The following is a 17,798-nucleotide window of genomic DNA, read 5'->3' as shown; positions in this document are numbered from 1 at the left end:
TGCGGGTGCGCTGAATTCCAGGGCTCCGGGCAGGTCGCGAAAGAGTGGTTGCACCTGGTTGCACCTTTGTTGGCGGCGGTTTAACCTTGCGCCGCTTTGCACGCTCCAAACTTTTAACAATAGGACGACCCATGGCCACCACTACCCTCGGCGTGAAGCTCGACGACGCCACCCGTGAACGTCTGAAGCTCGCCGCCCAGCAGCTCGACCGTACCCCGCACTGGCTGATCAAGCAGGCGATCTTCACGTACCTCGAACAGGTCGAGGGTGGGCTGACTCCCGCCGAGCACTCCGGGCTGGCCGCCGCTGCAGGCGAAGAATCCGTGGACTCGCTGAGCGAGCAGGGCCTGCAGGTCTTCCTCGATTTCGCCGAAAGCATCCTGCCGCAGTCGGTGCTGCGCGCCGCCATCACCTCCGCCTACCGCCGTCCGGAAACCGAGGCGCTGCCGATGCTGCTGGACCTGGCCCGTCTGCCCAAGGAGCAGGCCGACGCTGCCAACAAGATGGCCCTGGGTATCGCCGAGAAGCTGCGCAACCAGAAGAACGCTGGCGGCCGCCAGGGCCTGGTGCAGGGGCTGCTGCAGGAGTTCTCCCTGTCGTCCCAGGAAGGTGTGGCGCTGATGTGCCTGGCCGAAGCGCTGCTGCGCATTCCGGACAAGGCCACCCGTGACGCGCTGATCCGCGACAAGATCAGCAACGGCAACTGGAGCCAGCACCTGGGCCAGAGCCCATCGATGTTCGTCAACGCGGCCTCCTGGGGCCTGCTGATCACCGGCAAGCTGGTGTCCACCCACACCGAGGCCGGCATGTCCTCGGCACTCAACCGCATCATCGGCAAGTCCGGCGAGCCGCTGATCCGCAAGGGCGTGGACATGGCCATGCGCCTGATGGGCGAGCAGTTCGTCACCGGCGAGACCATCGCCGAGGCGCTGGCCAATGCCGCCACCATGGAGTCCAAGGGCTTCCGCTATTCCTACGACATGCTCGGCGAAGCCGCGCTGACCGACGAGGATGCCAAGCGTTACCTGGCTTCCTACGAGCAGGCCATCCATGCCATCGGCAAGGCCTCCCACGGTCGCGGCATCTACGAAGGCCCGGGCATCTCGATCAAGCTCTCCGCACTGCACCCGCGCTACAGCCGCGCCCAGTACGACCGCGTGATGGACGAGCTGTACCCGACCGTCCTCGGCCTGGTGAAGATGGCTCGCGACTACGACATCGGCATCAACATCGACGCCGAGGAAGCCGACCGCCTGGAAATCTCCCTCGACCTGCTTGAGCGCCTGTGCTTCGAGCCGAGCCTGGCCGGCTGGAACGGCATCGGCTTCGTCATCCAGGCCTACCAGAAGCGCTGCCCCTATGTGATCGACTACGTGATCGACCTGGCCAAGCGCAGCCGTCACCGCCTGATGATCCGTCTGGTGAAGGGCGCCTACTGGGACAGCGAGATCAAGATGGCCCAGGTCAACGGCCTGGAAGGCTATCCGGTCTATACCCGCAAGCCGTACACCGACGTTTCCTACCTGGCCTGTGCGCGCAAGCTGCTGGCCGTGCCGGAAGCCATCTACCCGCAGTTCGCCACCCACAACGCCCACTCGCTGTCGGCCATCTACAACCTGGCCGGGCAGAACTACTACCCGGGCCAGTACGAGTTCCAGTGCCTGCACGGCATGGGTGAGCCGCTGTACGAGCAGGTGGTGGGCAAGGTCGCCGACGGCAAGTTCAACCGCCCGTGCCGTATCTACGCTCCGGTGGGCAGCCATGAAACCCTGCTGGCGTACCTCGTTCGTCGCCTGCTGGAAAACGGCGCCAACACCTCCTTCGTCAACCGCATCGCCGACCACAGCATCTCCCTCAAGGACCTGGTGCTGGACCCGGTGCTGCAGGTCGAGCAGATGGCCGCGCAGGAGGGCACCCTGGGCTTGCCGCACCCGCGCATTCCGCTGCCGCGTGAGCTGTACGGCGAATCGCGTCTGAACTCCGCCGGCATCGACCTGGCCAACGAGCACCGCCTGGGCTCGCTGTCCTCGGCGCTGCTGTCGAGCACCAACCAGGCTTACCTGGCCGCGCCGATCCTCGGTCTGGCCGACGCCGCCCCTGGCGAGCCGCAGCCGGTGCGCAACCCGGCCGACCTGCGCGACGTGGTGGGCCACGTGCGTGAAGCCAGCGAAGCCGACGTCAACAACGCCATCCTCGGCGCGCTGTCCAGCGCGCAGATCTGGCAGTCCACCCAGCCGGCCGAGCGCGGCGCCATCCTGCAGCGCGCCGCCGACCTGATGGAAGCCGAAATCCAGTCGCTGATGGGCGTGCTGGTGCGGGAGTCGGGCAAGACCTTCGCCAACGCCATCGCCGAAGTGCGCGAGGCGGTGGACTTCCTGCGTTACTACGGCGCCCAGGCCAGTACTCACTTTGCCAACGACAGCCACCGCCCACTGGGCCCGGTGGTGTGCATCAGCCCGTGGAACTTCCCGCTGGCGATCTTCAGCGGCCAGGTAGCCGCTGCCCTGGCCGCCGGTAACACCGTGCTGGCCAAGCCGGCGGAGCAGACTCCGCTGATCGCCGCCCAAGCCGTGCGCATCCTGCTGGACGCCGGCGTGCCGGCCGGCGCCGTGCAGCTGCTGCCGGGCCGTGGTGAAACCGTCGGTGCTCGTCTCGTCGGAGACGAGCGTGTGCGTGGCGTGATGTTCACCGGTTCCACCGAAGTGGCTGGCATTCTCCAGCGCAACATCGCCGGCCGCCTGGACGCCCAGGGCCGCACCATCCCGCTGATCGCCGAGACCGGTGGCCTCAACGCCATGATCGTCGACTCCTCGGCGCTGGCCGAGCAGGTGGTGGTGGACGTGGTCAACTCTGCCTTTGATAGCGCCGGTCAGCGTTGCTCGGCCTTGCGCGTGCTGTGCGTGCAGGCTGACGTGGCCGACCGCGTGATCGCCATGCTCAAGGGCGCGATGGCCGAGTACCGCGTCGGTGCGCCGGAGCGCCTGCACACCGACATTGGTCCGGTGATCGACGAGGAAGCCAAGGGCAACATCGACAAGCACATCCAGACCATGCGCGACAAAGGCCGCAAGGTGTTCCAGAGCGCCCGCGTGGATGCCGAGGAAATCAAGCGCGGCACCTTCGTCGTGCCGACCCTGATCGAACTGGACAGCTTCAGCGAGCTCAAGCGCGAAATCTTCGGTCCCGTGCTGCACGTGGTGCGCTACGAGCGTTCCGAGCTGGACCAACTGCTGGCGCAGATCAACGCCAGCGGCTACGGCCTGACCCTCGGCGTGCACACCCGCATCGACGAGACCATCGCCCAGGTGGTGGAGAGCGCCCATGTCGGCAACCTCTACGTCAACCGCAACGTGGTCGGTGCCGTGGTCGGCGTGCAGCCGTTCGGTGGTGAAGGCCTGTCCGGCACCGGTCCGAAGGCCGGTGGCCCACTGTACCTGTACCGCCTGCTCTCCACCCGTCCGCAGGATGCGGTGGCCAAGCAGTTGCAGGGCGACGGTGCGCAGGCGGTGGGGCGTCCGGCCGAGGCGAGCAAGGCGGTGGAGGCGCTGACCCAGTGGGCCGGGCAGAACGAGCCGGCGCTGACCGCGCTGATCGCAGGCTATGCCGAGCTGTCGCAGAGCTATACCGTGCAAGTGCTGACCGGCCCGACCGGCGAGCGCAACACCTACAGTCTGCTGCCGCGCGAACACGTGCTGTGCCTGGCCGAGGATCGTGCTGACCTGCTGGCCCAGCTGGCTGCGGTGCTGTCCGTGGGCAGCCGCGCGCTGGTCCTGCAGGCGCAGAGCGAGCTGGTCACCAGTCTGCCGAAGGAGGTGCAGAAGCGCATCGATCTGATCGCCGATTGGGCCGCCACCGACAGCGCCTTCGACGCCATCCTGCACCACGGCGACTCCGATCAGCTGCGTGCGGTCTGCGAGCAGGCCTCCAAGCGCAAGGGTGCCATCGTTGGCGTTACCGGGCTGAATCGTGGGGAAACCGACATTCCGCTGGAGCGCCTGCTGATCGAGCGCGCCCTGAGCGTCAACACCGCTGCCGCCGGCGGCAACGCCAGCCTGATGACCATCGGCTGACGTCCGCGCCGGGAGCGTGCCCCACGGGTGCGCTCCCGGCGAGCTTTCCGGTCATCGCTCGATGGCCATCCGGCCTGCCAGCCTTCGGGTGGAGCTATCCGCTCCGGGCAGTCCGCTTCCCTCGCGCAATTGCGCACTCCGTATCGGGCCTGGCGCCCGGCACAACGGCGAAGCTACCCGCTTCGCCGTTTTTCTTTCGAATGCTTTTCTGGTCCGCAGGTGCTGCTTGTAGGAGCGCGCCCTGTGCGCGAGGTGCAGGCCATGGTTCGCGAGCAAGCTCGCTCCTACGAAGAGCGGGTCAGTGCATGCCTGTAGGAGCGAGCTTGCTCGCGAACCGGGGTGATCAGATGAGGACGGGATGTATTGGCGGCACAAGTACCCTTCAGGCCGCGGAGCCCAGTGGCTCCTGGCGAATCAGTTCACGCAGCGCCCGACGTTCGGCTGGCGGGGTTGCCGCGTGATGCAGGGCCAGGCTGCCGTCCGCTTCGGTGATCGCGATCTGGGTTTCGAACTGCAGTTGCAGGTCGTCCAGGGTGATGTAGGTGATGCGGTAGGCCTCGTCGGTGCGGTTCATGGTCGGCTACTCGATGTGGGAGGGCCGCGGGCCCGATGGCGGAATAATCTCGCCGGGTGGGCTAGGGTTGAAGTGAATAGCCGTGATGGTGAACATCACGGCTGGCGATGGTGCCGGCGAGATTTTCCGGCACTTGTCACGCAGGACGGGTATCCTGCACGGGCGTGTCCAGACGGCCACGCTGACTTACAACTGGAGCAGTGACATGAGCCGCGACAAGCAGCTTTTCCCGGACGACGAAATCGGTGACGCCCTGTGGGCCCTGCAGGAGGACGGTGAGGACCTTTCCGTCGAGCACGAGGTAGAGTTCGCGGTGATCTTCCCGGACGAACAATCCGCCCTGGACTTCGCCATCATGCTGCTGCAGAACGGGCAGAAAGTGGCCTACTCGGAATATGACGGCAACGACCAGCTGCCTTGGCAGGTCCTGGCCTACCCGGTGATGGAGCTCAGCCACGAGCACATCAGCGGCTATGCCGCGCTGCTGTCCGAGCACTCCGCCGACCTGGGCGGCCAGATGGACGGCTGGTCGGCGCTCTGAGCGGCTGACGCGCCATGAGAAACGGCGCTTTGCAGACCGTGTGAAAACGCACTGACTGCAAGGCCAGGCCAGCGCCCCGACAGGTTCGGGGCGCTGGTGTTTCTGGGGAATGGAAAGCCGTGACTAGCTGCCGTACAGCAGCAGGAGTCCCCACAGCACCAGCAATATCCCCGAGGCGCGGCTGAGCCAGGTGCCGCCGGGCAGATACTTTTCCAGCAGCACATAAGCGCCAATCAGGGCGACCCAGAGCAGGTTCATCAGTCCCACGACGAACAGCACGCCCATCAACGCCCAGCAGCAGCCCAGGCAATACAGCCCGTGAGCCAGCCCCATGCGCCACGCACCGGACGGGCCGGGCCGCCAGTAAGCCAGCAGGAACTGCAGGGGAGACTGGCAGCGACGCAGGCAAGCGCGTTTGGCGGGCAGGAACTGATAGACGCCAGCGCCCAGCAGGAATGCCGTTCCCAGCCAGTGGTTCTGGCTGCGCATCTCCGTGCTGAGCAGGGCTCGTTGGTCCAGCAGCCATTGCAGCAGCGTGGCGACCAGGCTGAACCCGCCCCACACCAGCAGGTAGGCGGCGCAGAAGAGCAGCAGCGCCAGGTTCTGCTGGTCGGCGGGGAGTCGCCGGCGAATGCTGTGCTGATAAAGGAGAAACATCGGCGTAGCGCTGGGGAGCATCATGCCGACCATCATGATGCTCCACATGGCGAACATCAGCAGGGCGTCGCGAAGTGTCCACGGCATCGGCATGCCTTCCATGGCCATCTCCAGCATGCCCCCGGGAGCAGCCATGCGCCGTGCGAGGTCCAGCAGGAATAGCCAGGCGACCCCGGTAAGGGCAGACAGCAGCATCACCAGCAATGCCGATTGCCGGCTCAACCACCTTGGGGCCGCACGGGGGCTGGAGCTGGACTCCGACGACACCGTCAGCGCACCACGCCCTGTCCCGTCAAGTGCAGGTGTGCCAGATGTGCGTGGCCGCCTTGTGAGCTGATCCTGATGCCGCCCTGTGCGTCGAAGCTGCCACTGCCCATTTCCGCCTCGGTGAACTCGAAGCCGTCCGGCAGCGTCAGTCGGGCCCGCTGCGGCTCACCGGTCACTGGATTGCGAATCGGTTCGCCTGTGGCTTCGAGTACGCCAGCGATGCGGGTGTGCGCACTGCGTTCATCGACGTCGATCTGCATTTCGATAGGGACGAAACAAGGCTCGAGGACTTCGCTCAGGGTAGTGCTGAATACCTGGAACACCGTCGCACCCGGCATGCTTTCCGCACCCGACAGGATGGTCAGCAGGGCTGCGCGTTGCTCTGGCGTCGCGCGCTCCTCGATGAAGACCTGGCAGCGGCCATTGCCTTGATGGATGGCGCCAGGCCAGGCAAAGGTGCCGACCCAGCAGAGTCCATCGAGCACCTGGTTTTCGAAGTGGCCCTTGTCGATTCGCATGCTCACCACCGCTTCGCACTTGCCGTGGGTCGGGAGTGAGCTGAATTGACACGGACAACCCCAGTTGCAGTTACAGGACGCAAACTCGACGCCTTCAAGGCGCCAGTCAGCCATTGCCATGGCTCACCTCCTCGCTGCATGGGTTTGAAGCAGCATCTGCCCTGATTAATAACGCTAGCAGAGGCATTGTGCGGTGAAGTGGCAGCCGACCGGGGGTTCACGGGGGAAGTTGCCGTCGAAGGGAGGGCAGCCTTGTCGCGCTATGCGGGCGCCTCTTGGCTGCGGCAAGGTTCCGGGATTTGGGATATCGAAGCGCCCGGCGGAGCGACGCTGGGCCGCTCCGGCATGGGGCTGCCAGTTACTCCGGCAGCGGCGCGTTGCGCGCCACCTGGCGCAGTGCCTGCTCGTAGTAGTCCACGCTCTGCGCGCCGGAGATCAACTGGCGACCATTGAGGATCACCGCCGGTACGGCGCGGATGCCGTGGCTGGTGTAGAAGTCCTCTTCGGCCACCACCTCGTCGGCAAAGGCGTCGCTGTCGAGGATTTCTCGCGCCCGGACCGCGTCCAGGCCGACGCTGACGGCTACGTCCAGCAACTCTTGGGCATCGCTCGGGTCGCGTCCCTCGCCGAAGTAGGCGTGCAGCAGGGCCTGCTTGAGGGCGACGTCGCGGTGCGATTCCGCCGCCCAGTGCAGCAGACGGTGGGCGTCGAAGGTGTTGTAGATGCGGTTGCGCTTCTTCAGGTCGAAGTGCACGCCGACTTCTTCGCCCATGGCGCGCAGGTGTTCCTGGTTGCGGGCGATCTCTTCGGCGCTGCTGCCGTATTTGCGCTGCAGATGTTCCACCAGGTCCTCGCCCTCGGCGGGCATGTCGGCATTGAGCTCGAAGGGCTTGATGTGCAGTTCCACGGTCAATTCGTCGTCCACGCGGCGGATGGCTTCCAGCAGGCCGTTGAGGCCAATGGCGCACCAGGGACAGACCACGTCGGAGACGAAATCTATGGTGATGCTATCGCTCATGGTGGCGATCTCCGGCAAATGGGCATGGTTCAAGGATGGACCCGGAAGGGCGGTTCAATCCAGTGGTGGGATTGGCAGGTTGAGGGTGTGTTTAATGTTGTTTCTCTTAATGTATCGTAACTATATGAATTTAAATGAATTAAATCTCTTGAGATATGACTTTAACAAGGGCGGCTGCCTGAGGCTCGTCTGCGGGAGGCAAAGCCCTGGAATTCCGGCCTTCTGACGCGTATAGGCCGGCTGGAGTGTGCAACCTATAGATCATGTAGGGAATTAAGTTAATTGTGTAAGCATATGATTTAGATTGATTATTTTCTTTGGATGACGAGATTGCCGCGGCGGGCGTTCACAGGCGCTCCGGGTGGCTCCCGGAAGGCGATAGCTGCCGCTGTCGAATGCCAACGGGGCGGGCGCCGACGCAGTCGGTCGGACGATCACGACTGCCGCGTCGCGATACTGGAATTGCCACGAAGACGCGCTACCTTGAGCCTGTTGTGCGCAGAGTTTTTTCGTCGCGCATCGCTTCCCGCCGTCCCCGCGCAGGCAACGGACCCGCAGCTGCAGGCCCGGCAGTCAACCAGCAGATACGGAGCACGCCATGGCTCGCACCACGCCCATCGAGCTTTACCGCAATATCGGCATCGTCGCCCACGTCGACGCCGGCAAGACCACCACCACCGAGCGCATCCTGTTTTACACCGGGGTGAACCACAAGATGGGTGAGGTACACGACGGCGCGGCGACCATGGACTGGATGGTGCAGGAGCAGGAGCGCGGCATCACCATCACCTCGGCGGCGACCACGGCCTTCTGGCAGGGCTCCACCAAGCAGTACGACCACAAGTACCGTTTCAACATCATCGATACTCCCGGCCACGTTGACTTCACCATCGAGGTGGAGCGCTCCCTGCGCGTGCTCGACGGCGCCGTGGTGGTATTCAGCGGCGCCGATGGCGTCGAGCCGCAGTCCGAAACCGTCTGGCGCCAGGCCAACAAATACCACGTGCCGCGTCTGGCCTACGTCAACAAGATGGACCGCCAGGGTGCCGACTTTCTGCGCGTTGTCGCGCAGATCAAGCAGCGCCTGGGCCACACCCCGGTACCGATCCAGCTGGCCGTCGGCGCGGAAGAGAATTTCGCCGGGCAGATCGACCTGGTGAAGATGAAGGCCATCGTCTGGAACGAGGCCGACCAGGGCACCAGTTACACCGAGGAGCCGATTCCGGCCGAGCTGCAGGCGCTGGCGGAGGAGTGGCGCGCGCACATGGTCGAGGCCGCCGCCGAAGCCAACGAAGAGTTGATGAACAAGTACCTCGAAGGCGAGGAACTCTCCATCGAGGAAATCAAGGCCGGACTGCGCCAGCGCACCCTGGCCAACGAGATCGTCCCGGCGGTGCTGGGCTCCTCGTTCAAGAACAAGGGCGTGCCGCTGGTGCTCGACGCGGTGATCGACTACCTCCCGGCGCCCACGGAAATTCCCGCGATCAACGGCACCGACCCGGACGACGAAGAGAAGCACCTGGAGCGCCATGCCGACGACAGCGAGCCGTTCTCCGCGCTGGCCTTCAAGATCGCCACCGACCCCTTCGTCGGTACCCTGACCTTCGCCCGCGTCTATTCCGGTGTACTGAGCAGCGGCGACGCCGTGCTCAACTCGGTGAAGACCAGGAAGGAACGCGTTGGCCGGATGGTGCAGATGCACGCCAACCAGCGCGAGGAAATCAAGGAAGTGCGCGCCGGCGACATTGCCGCGCTGATCGGCATGAAGGACGTCACCACCGGCGACACCCTGTGCTCCATCGACAAGCCGATCATCCTTGAACGTATGGACTTCCCCGATCCGGTGATCTCGGTGGCCGTGGAGCCCAAGACCAAGGCCGACCAGGAGAAGATGGGCATCGCCCTGTCCAAGCTGGCCCAGGAGGACCCCTCGTTCCGCGTCAAGACCGACGAGGAGACCGGGCAGACGATCATTTCCGGCATGGGCGAGCTGCACCTGGACATCATCGTCGACCGCATGCGTCGCGAGTTCAACGTCGAGGCCAACATCGGCAAGCCGCAGGTGGCCTACCGCGAGGCGATCCGCAAGAAGTGCGAGATCGAGGGCAAGTTCGTCCGCCAGTCCGGCGGTCGCGGCCAGTTCGGCCATTGCTGGATTCGTTTCGAGCCGGGCGAGGAAGGCAAGGACGGTCTGGAGTTCGTCAACGAAGTGGTGGGCGGCGTGATCCCCCGCGAGTTCATCCCGGCGATCCAGAAGGGCATCGAGGAACAGATGCAGAACGGCGTGCTCGCCGGCTACCCGCTGATCGGCCTGAAGGCCTCGGTGTTCGACGGTTCCTACCACGACGTCGACTCCAGCGAGATGGCCTTCAAGATCGCCGCCTCCATGGCCACCAAGCAGCTCTCGCAGAAGGGCGGCGCGGTGCTGCTGGAGCCGGTGATGAAGGTCGAGGTGGTGACGCCGGAGGACTACATGGGCGACGTGATGGGCGACCTCAACCGCCGGCGCGGCCTGATCCAGGGCATGGAGGATACGCCGGCGGGCAAGGTGATCCGCGCCGAGGTGCCGCTGGGCGAGATGTTCGGGTATGCCACGGACGTGCGCTCCATGTCCCAGGGGCGGGCGAGTTACTCGATGGAGTTCACCAAGTATGCCGAGGCGCCGGCGAATATTGCCGAGGCGATCATCAAGAAGGCCAATGGGTGATCGTGGCTGGATGAACGACGGCGCCCGAGGGCGCCGTTGTTCATTGTGGGGGGCGGCTCTCGTAGGAGCGGACTTTGTCCTTGGGTGTTTCTGCGCCGCTTAGGTGTGCTCGGGGACATTTTGTTTCGCCCCCTCGGGCGACCCACTTTGGCAAACGACCCAAAGTGGGCAAAGGTCTTGCCCCATCATCCGGCCCCGGCTTCGCCGGGGTTCCCTCGCTCCATCGAAGTTTCAGGGGCCCGCCGCGAAGGGCCATCCCTGGCCCATCGCGGCTCTCGCGGCATCCATGCCGCTCAACCCCTGAAACTCCGATTCCACTCGGCCTCCTGAAGGGGCGTTCCGGTGCGTGCGGAGGTTTCTCTGGAAGTCTTTAAAGCCAGAGCCAGATCGGAGCTGCGCTCCTGCGCGAGCACGCATAGTCCGCGCGGATCACGCACAAAAAAAGCCCGGCATTGCGCCGGGCTTTTCTTCAGCTGCGATACAGCACCGGCCGCCGCAGGTGCACATAGCTGTACCCCTCGCGCGCCAGGGCAATGCGTTGCGGGTCCAGCTCCGCCACCAGCAGCTCCTCGCCGTGCTTGGCCTGGGCCATGACCTGGCCATCCGGCGCGACGACGCAGCTCAGGCCGCAGTATTCCAGCTCGCCTTCGTTGCCGACGTAGTTGGCGTAGGCGAGGAACACCTGGTTCTCGTAGGCGCGGGTGGGTACCAGCACCTGGGCGACGAATTCATAGGGGCGCATGTTGGCGGTGGGCACCAGCACCAGGTCGGCGCCGGCCAGGGCCAGGGTGCGCACGGCCTCGGGGAATTCCACGTCGAAGCAGATCAGCAGGCCGATCTTCCAGCCGTCCAGCTCGAAGATCGCCGGCGGCGTGTCGGAGGCGCTGAACTGCGTGCGGTCTAGATCGCCGTAGAGGTGCGTCTTGCGGTAGTTGGCGCGGCGCTCGCCCTGGCGATCGATCAGTTGCACGCTGTTGAAGATGGCACCGCCTGCGTCACGCTCGGGGTAGCCGTAGAGAATGCCGATCCTGTGCTGGCGGGCGACTTCGGCGATGCGGGCCGCCGAGGGGCCGTCGCTGGCTTCGGCCAGTTCGGCGACGCGTTTCGCGCCGATGTTGTAGCCGCTGAGGAACATTTCCGGCAGGACCAGCAGGTCCGCGCCATTCTGCACCGCCTGCTGCGCGGCCTGCTCCAGGCGGCGCAGGTTGCCGGCGACGTCGTCCGGGCCGGGTGGGCACTGGTAGAGGGCGAGATACATGGAGTTCTCCTTCGAAACGCGCAAGGCCGGGATCAGGCAGTGTGCACCCGATCCCGGCCCCGCGCGAGCCGCTGTTCAATGAGTGGCGGGAATCAGTCCGGCAGTTCCATCGGGCCGAGCTCGGCGAAGCGATCACCCGGGCCGGGGTTCTCCGGATGAGTGGCGCCGCCGAAGTGCTTCATGATGCCCCAAACGGCGTTGAGCGAGGTTTGCACCGCGCCTTCCACCCAGGCCGGGGTCCAGGACACGTCGTCACCGGCGATGAAGATGCCGCGCTGCTCGGCGGGCATGTCGTCCTGCATGAAGTGCGCGTACATGCGCTGGTTGTAGCGGTAGTGGCCCGGCAGCGCGCCCTTGAAGGCGCCGAGGAAGTGCGGGTCGGCTTCCCAGGAGACGGTGATGGGGTTGCCGATGACGTGGCTGGCGATGTCGACCTTCGGGTAGACCTTCTTCAGTGCATCCAGGGCCAGTTGCACGCGCTTCTCGACCGGGTGCGGCAACATCTTCATGGCGTCGCTCATCCAGGAATAGGACAGGCAGATCACACCCGGCTTGTCGTCGCCGTTGTCGAACAGGTAGGTGCCACGGGTGAGGCGGTCGGTGAGGGTCATGCTCATCACGTCGCGGCCGGTTTCCGGGTCCTTGTCCTTCCAGAACGGGCGGTCGACCATCACGAAGGTCTTCGAGGACTGCATGTAGCGGGTACGGTCCAGGGCCATCCACATCTTTTGCGAGAACAGTGCTTCCTCGCATTCGATCTGGGTGGTCAGCAGCCAGGTCTGGCAGGTCGCCAGGACGGCGGCGTAGTGGCGGGTATCGCCCCAGTAGTCGGTGACGGCGAAGGTGCCATCGGCGGCGCGGGCGATCTTCTTCACGCCCGGGCGCGGTGCGCCGTTGTGCAGCGAGGCGAGGGAGGTGCCGGCCGGCCAGTGCGCGCATTTCTCCGGCACATGGTTCCAGATGCCGCGCGGCACCTGCTCGACGCCGCCGACGACCAGGTGCTGGTGGTCGTCGCAGTTGGTCATCACCACGCGGAAGATTTCCAGCATGGAGTTGGGGAAGTCCGAGTCCCAGCCGCCGGTGCCGAAGCCGACCTGGCCGAAGATCTCGCGGTGGCGGTAGGAGAGGCGGGAGAAGGCCTTGGAGGTGGCGACAAAGTCGTAGAAGGTGCGGTCGTCCCACTTCGGTACCAGCTCGTCCCACAGGGCCTTGAGCTTGACGGTGTCGCGTTCGCGGATGGCGTCCTGGATCTCGGAGAAGCGTGCGCCGTCTTCCAGGGCGTCGGCCCAGGCCTGGGCGACTTCGCGGAAGATTTCCGGCAGGTCGTCGATCTTCTCGGCGTAGTGGCTGGTGCCTTCCAGGTCGACCACGGTGCTGCCGGAGGCGGGCGTCAGCGGGTTGGGGAAGGGTTTGGTTTCCAGGCCGAGCTTGTCGACGTAGTGGTAGAAGGCCGTGCTGGACACCGGGAAGCGCATGCCGCCCAACTCGGCGATGATGCCGTCGGCGCCTTCGAAGCTCTCCGAACGAAGGCGGCCGCCCATCTTCGAGGCCTCGTAGACCACGGGCTTGAGGCCCATCTTCATCAGCTCATAGGCCGCCACCAGGCCGGAGATGCCGGCGCCGACGATGGCCACTTCCTGGCCGTGCTTGTCGGCAGGAATGCTGCCCAGGCCCGCAGGGTGCTCGATCCAGTCGTCGAAGGCGAAGGGGAAGTCCGGACCGAAGATGGTCACCGGTTTCTTGCCGGGGGTGTGGGGATGGCGGTTCTTGTGCATTGGAGGCTCCCGTTTGTTCGGCATGCCGGTTTTCATCAACCAGCTTGGCAAGGCTTTTCGCGGCCCGCAGAGGCCAGTCGATGGATGGCGCGCGGGCAAAGAAATGGCGAGCTGTGAGGGCTCGCCTTGGCGCTCACTATTACAAAGGCGGCCGTTGAAATGAATCCGTAAATCTGCAGAATGCTCAAGACCTTTCAGGCAGATTGATTGACTAAATGAACAAAATAACGAAAAACGCTGACGCCATGCTGCTCAGCCTGCTGCGCGCCAATGCCCGCGAGTCGATTTCCGAGCTGGCGCGCAAGCTGGGCGTATCGCGCTCCACGGTGCAGAGCCGGATCGAGCGGCTGGAGCAGCAGGGCATCATCAGTGGCTATTCGATCAAGGTGTCGGACAGCTATGCGCAGTCGCTGGTGCGCGCTCATGTGCTGGTGACGGCGCTGCCGAAGCTGTCGCACCAGGTGGTGCAGGCGCTGGACAAGATCGCCGAGGTGAAGACCCTGCATTCGGTGAGCGGCAACTTCGACATGATCGTGATCGTCGAGGCGCAGTCGATCCGCGATCTGGATGCGGTGCTGGACCGCATCGGCGCGCTGGACGGGGTGGAGCGGACCATGTCGTCGATCATCCTGTCGACGCGGATCGATCGCTGAGCCTGGCCCCGCCACCAGCGTCCGCGCAGGGCGTACGACCGTTCGCGGTTGTACGCCGTTCCGCCATGATCATCCGTCGGCGCATCGGTTGAATTCGAAGCGCCCGGCGACAGGTGCCCAGTCCGGAAACCCAGGCCGATTGGCCCCATTGGTCTGCCGGTATTGGCGGAAATTGGCTATTCGAAGCGCCGACCTGTGGCGGTAACGTATCGCCATTCCCGCAACTCGCGGACCCACTGGAGAAGATCATGAGTGCACGTATCGATTGGCCCAAGAAGTCCCCCGATGCCTACAAGGCCATGCTCGGCCTGGAGCAGGCCCTGGAGAAATCCGGCCTGGAGCTCCCGCTGCTGGAACTGGTGCGCCTGCGCGCCTCGCAGCTCAATGGCTGCGCCTACTGCATGAACATGCACGCCAACGACGCGCGCAAGGCCGGCGAAACCGAGGCGCGCCTGCAGACCCTGAGCGCCTGGCGGGAAACCCGCTTCTTCACCGAACGCGAGCGCGCCGCGCTGGCCTGGACGGAAAGCCTGACGCTGCTGGCCGAGAAGCATGCGCCCCAGGATCAGTTCGAAGCCCTGCGCGAGCATTTCGGCGAGGCCGAGATCGTCAATCTGACGCTGGCGATCGCCACCATCAATGCATGGAACCGCTTTGGCGTGGGGATGGCACTGGTGCCCTGAGCCAGGGCCAATGGAAGAGGGCGCCTGCGGGCGCCTTTTTCGTATTTGCGGGGCCGGCTCGCACGAAACGACGGTTTCGTAGGAGCGGACTTCGTCCGCGATCAGCCTCGCAGCAAAGGTTCGTTCGCGAGCAAGCTCGCTCCTACAAGGGAGACTGCGGCGCGCTCTTCGTAGGAGCGAGCTTGCTCGCGAACCGTACGGCACGGGGTATGATCGCGGACGAAGTCCGCTCCTACAAAGGCAAACGCCTTAGCGCTTGTAGAGCACTACCGCCGCCCGCAACTTGCTGCGGCCAAACCGGCTCATCTGCTCGAACTCCCCGTGGCTCACCGGGATGTGCTGGCAGTCCAGCGGCTGGCGGTGCTTGCTGTGGTCGACGTCGGGGTCGTGCAGGTAGACGAAGTCCTCGTCGCAGTCGGTGACCACCACCCAATGCGGCGCCTTGGAGCGGGTCAGGCGGTAGCTGCTGATCAGCACCAGTGGCTGGCCGCCGGCCTCCAGCGCGCTGCCGATGTCGAGCTGATTGACCAGCAGTTGCTCCACGTCGCTCTGCGCCAGTTCGTGGGCGAAGTCCTCATGCACCAGGCGCATCACCGCGCGTTTCTCCTCGCTGCGTACGCCGTCGAGGAACAGCGGTCCGTCCTCCGACAGTTGCAGCTGCACGCGGAAGCCCCGGCGCCAGGCGGCCAGGGCCAGACCCTGCGGGCTGCAGCCGCCGTGGCCGGCGGTCATGTAGATGGTGGTGGCTTCGCGCCACAGGCGCAGTTCTTCGCGGCGCTCCAGCACCCGTTCGGGCTCCAGCGCGCCCATGGCCATCAGCAGGCAGGAGGGGCCGCAGGTGAACTCGGTGGTCTGGTGGTAGAAGGGCACGTGCCGTGGCGCCTGGCCGCTGATCTGGCGGATGCGTTTCTCGAAGCGCAGCGCTTCGCTATGGTCTTCGTAGTAGTCGCGCACCGTGGCGAAGGGACGATAGCCGTTGCGCTGGTAGAGGATGATGGCGCCGCGATTGTCCGGGCGGACTTCCAGGCGCATGTAGGCGCAGTCGTGTTCGAGCGCCTCCGCCTCGGCGCGGTCCAGCAGCTTCTGTCCCAGGCCGATGCCGCGGGCGCGCTCGTCGAGGGCGATGGAGTACAGACGGGCCAGCGAGGTGCCCTGGTGGAACAGCACCAGCACATAGCCCAGCAGGTTGCGGTCGGCCTCGGCGACGACCAGTGAGGCGTGGGCGCGGCTGATCATCCACTGGAAGTTGCGCCGGGACAGGCGGTCGTACTCGAAGCAGCGGTTTTCCAGCTCGACCAGGGCGGTCAGGTCGTCGGCGGTGGCGGCGCGAAGTTGCAGGTTCATACCGGTAAGGATTCGTTAACCTGTAAGGAGCACGTTGGTTGGGTGACGGGCGCGAACGTACCGCCCGGCCCCGCGGTCGAAGCAGCGTTCAGCGGAGTATTGTCCCTGGCTCTATGCGCGGCAAGCGCTATCCCGAGTGCCCTGGAGGTGTCGTGAGCAAGCTGTTCATCATCGTCGAACGCAAGGAAGACTGGTCGTCCTACTACCCCAGTGAAGATGTGGTCAGCGCCCAGGAGTACCTGGAGATGCCCATCGATGACGACAGCGGCAAGCGTGTGCAGGTGATCAACCTGTGCCGCAACTACAAATACCTGGGCCACGGCTATTACTGCTCGCTGCTGGCCGAGGCGCGCGGGCACAGGGTGATTCCGTCGGTGCGCAGCATCAGCGAGCTGGCGAAGAAATCCCTCTACAGCCTGGCCCTGGAGGATCTGGAGAAGACCCTCGACAAGGCGCTGGCGGACCATCCCTACGGCAACACAGACGGCTTCACCCTGACCCTGTACTTCGGCCGCACCGACATGGAGCCGTTGCAGGACCTGGCGCGCCAGCTGTTCGAGGCCTTTCCCTGTCCGCTGCTGCTGGTGGAGTTCCGCAAGAGCCGCGGTTGGCACATCGAAGGGGTGAAGCCGGGCAACATCCACAAGCTGCGCGAGGACCAGGAAGACCTGTTCGCCAATGCGCTGGACAGCTTCAGCCGGCAGATCTGGCGCAAGCCGCGCTCGCGCAAGCAGTACCGTTATGACCTGGCGATTCTCCACGACCCGGAGGAGGCCTTCCCGCCGTCGGATGCCAAGGCGCTGAAGAACTTCATCCGCGTCGGCCGCAGCCTGGGCATAGACGTCGAGCTGATCGAGAGGAGGGACTACTCGCGGCTGGCCGAGTACGACGCGCTGCTGATCCGCGAGACCACCAGCGTCAGCGACCACACCTATCGCTTCGCGAAGAAGGCCGAGAGCGAGGGCATGGTGGTGATGGACGACCCGGTGTCGATCCTGCGTTGCACCAACAAGGTCTACCTGGCGGACCTGCTGCGGAGCCACAAGCTGGGCATGCCGGCCACCGAGATTCTCTACAAGGACAACCCGCAGGAGCTGGAAAAGGTCGGCGAACGCCTGGGCTTCCCGCTGGTGCTGAAGATTCCCGACGGCAGCTTCTCCCGCGGGGTGATCAAGGTAAGCGACCGGCAGGAGCTGCTCAAGGCCAGCGCCGAGCTGTTCGAGCGCTCGGTGCTGCTGCTGGCCCAGGAGTTCTTCTATACCGAATATGACTGGCGCATCGGCGTGCTCAACCAGAAGCCGATCTTCGCCTGCCAGTACTTCATGTCCAAGGGCCACTGGCAGATCTACGACCACAGCCCCGATGCCGAGGAGCTCAGCGGCGATTTCCGCACCATGGCGGTCCATGAGGCACCGCGCAAGGTCGTGGAGCTGGCGGTGAAGACCGCCAACCTGATCGGCGATGGGCTGTACGGGGTGGACCTCAAGCAGTCCGGTGATCGCGTGGTGGTGATCGAAGTGAACGACAACCCGAATATCGACTGCGGGGTGGAGGATGTGTACCTGGGCGACGACCTCTACAAGCTGGTGCTCGAGGAGTTCATCCGCCGGTTGGAGGTCAAGCGCCGCGGACGCGGCTGGTGAGACCGATTCGGCATTGACCTTATAGGAAAACGGTCGATAGACGCCGTCAAGATATTGCTAGCTTTACAATTTAGAGCGCCAAACGACTGT

Annotated in this window: 13 protein-coding genes; 6 read left to right on the top strand and 7 right to left on the bottom strand. The window is 64.8% G+C overall.

The features are described 5' to 3' along the window. Window positions 1-131: 131 nt before the first annotated feature. Entirely contained in the window at window positions 132-4,070 is a 3,939-nt protein-coding gene (gene putA / locus SD196_RS15645) for a trifunctional transcriptional regulator/proline dehydrogenase/L-glutamate gamma-semialdehyde dehydrogenase (protein ID WP_416310390.1), read from the top strand. A gap of 382 nt (window positions 4,071-4,452) precedes the next feature. Here putA and ptrC read toward each other — a convergent pair whose 3' ends face one another. Further along, window positions 4,453-4,644 (bottom strand): type III secretion system co-regulatory protein PtrC, encoded by a 192-nt coding sequence (ptrC, locus tag SD196_RS15640; RefSeq protein WP_343573550.1) that lies wholly within the window; start codon window positions 4,642-4,644, stop codon window positions 4,453-4,455. A gap of 205 nt (window positions 4,645-4,849) precedes the next feature. Here ptrC and SD196_RS15635 point away from each other — a divergent pair, with 205 nt between their 5' ends. Then, a complete protein-coding gene (locus SD196_RS15635; protein ID WP_254474578.1) occupies window positions 4,850-5,185 on the top strand; it encodes a ribonuclease E inhibitor RraB in 336 nt (111 codons plus the stop codon). A 123-nt stretch (window positions 5,186-5,308) separates the two neighbouring features. Here the strand turns inward: SD196_RS15635 and SD196_RS15630 are convergent, their stop codons facing one another. From SD196_RS15630 to SD196_RS15620, 3 genes are all read right to left on the bottom strand, one after another. Then, window positions 5,309-6,037 (bottom strand): DUF2182 domain-containing protein, encoded by a 729-nt coding sequence (locus SD196_RS15630; protein WP_275611576.1) that lies wholly within the window; start codon window positions 6,035-6,037, stop codon window positions 5,309-5,311. A 74-nt stretch (window positions 6,038-6,111) separates the two neighbouring features. Beyond that, window positions 6,112-6,747 carry a DUF1326 domain-containing protein gene (locus SD196_RS15625; protein WP_275611577.1) on the bottom strand — a complete coding sequence of 212 codons (636 nt, stop codon included), beginning with the start codon at window positions 6,745-6,747 and terminating at the stop codon, window positions 6,112-6,114. 238 nt (window positions 6,748-6,985) lie between these two features. Then, window positions 6,986-7,645, bottom strand: a complete 660-nt coding sequence (locus SD196_RS15620; protein WP_275611578.1) for a DsbA family oxidoreductase — start codon at window positions 7,643-7,645, stop codon at window positions 6,986-6,988. Window positions 7,646-8,243: 598 nt separating this feature from the next. Here SD196_RS15620 and fusA point away from each other — a divergent pair. Continuing rightward, window positions 8,244-10,352 carry an elongation factor G gene (fusA, locus tag SD196_RS15615; RefSeq protein WP_275611579.1) on the top strand — a complete coding sequence of 703 codons (2,109 nt, stop codon included), beginning with the start codon at window positions 8,244-8,246 and terminating at the stop codon, window positions 10,350-10,352. Between the two features lie 469 nt (window positions 10,353-10,821). Here fusA and SD196_RS15610 read toward each other — a convergent pair whose 3' ends face one another. Beyond that, window positions 10,822-11,610, bottom strand: a complete 789-nt coding sequence (locus SD196_RS15610) for a carbon-nitrogen hydrolase family protein (RefSeq protein ID WP_275611580.1) — start codon at window positions 11,608-11,610, stop codon at window positions 10,822-10,824. Window positions 11,611-11,702: 92 nt separating this feature from the next. Then, entirely contained in the window at window positions 11,703-13,385 is a 1,683-nt protein-coding gene (locus SD196_RS15605) for a flavin monoamine oxidase family protein (RefSeq protein WP_275611581.1), read from the bottom strand. A gap of 215 nt (window positions 13,386-13,600) precedes the next feature. Here SD196_RS15605 and SD196_RS15600 point away from each other — a divergent pair, with 215 nt between their 5' ends. Continuing rightward, window positions 13,601-14,038 carry an Lrp/AsnC family transcriptional regulator gene (locus tag SD196_RS15600; RefSeq protein ID WP_275611582.1) on the top strand — a complete coding sequence of 146 codons (438 nt, stop codon included), beginning with the start codon at window positions 13,601-13,603 and terminating at the stop codon, window positions 14,036-14,038. Between the two features lie 248 nt (window positions 14,039-14,286). Then, on the top strand, window positions 14,287-14,721 hold the full coding sequence (locus tag SD196_RS15595; RefSeq protein WP_371228188.1) for a carboxymuconolactone decarboxylase family protein: 435 nt from the start codon (window positions 14,287-14,289) through the stop codon (window positions 14,719-14,721). A 249-nt stretch (window positions 14,722-14,970) separates the two neighbouring features. Here the strand turns inward: SD196_RS15595 and SD196_RS15590 are convergent, their stop codons facing one another. Continuing rightward, window positions 14,971-16,065: a GNAT family N-acetyltransferase/peptidase C39 family protein gene (locus SD196_RS15590; RefSeq protein ID WP_331319537.1), complete on the bottom strand. Its 1,095-nt coding sequence runs from the start codon at window positions 16,063-16,065 to the stop codon at window positions 14,971-14,973. A 152-nt stretch (window positions 16,066-16,217) separates the two neighbouring features. Here SD196_RS15590 and SD196_RS15585 point away from each other — a divergent pair, with 152 nt between their 5' ends. Further along, complete coding sequence (locus tag SD196_RS15585; RefSeq protein ID WP_370601517.1) at window positions 16,218-17,708, top strand: RimK family protein; 1,491 nt, start codon at window positions 16,218-16,220, stop codon at window positions 17,706-17,708. Window positions 17,709-17,798 lie beyond the last annotated feature (90 nt).

Source organism: Pseudomonas macauensis, assembly GCF_047902425.1.
Taxonomy (GTDB): Bacteria; Pseudomonadota; Gammaproteobacteria; order Pseudomonadales; family Pseudomonadaceae; genus Pseudomonas.
The sequence above is the reverse complement of the archived record's forward strand: the minus strand, read 5'-3'. Positions and strand labels throughout refer to the sequence as shown.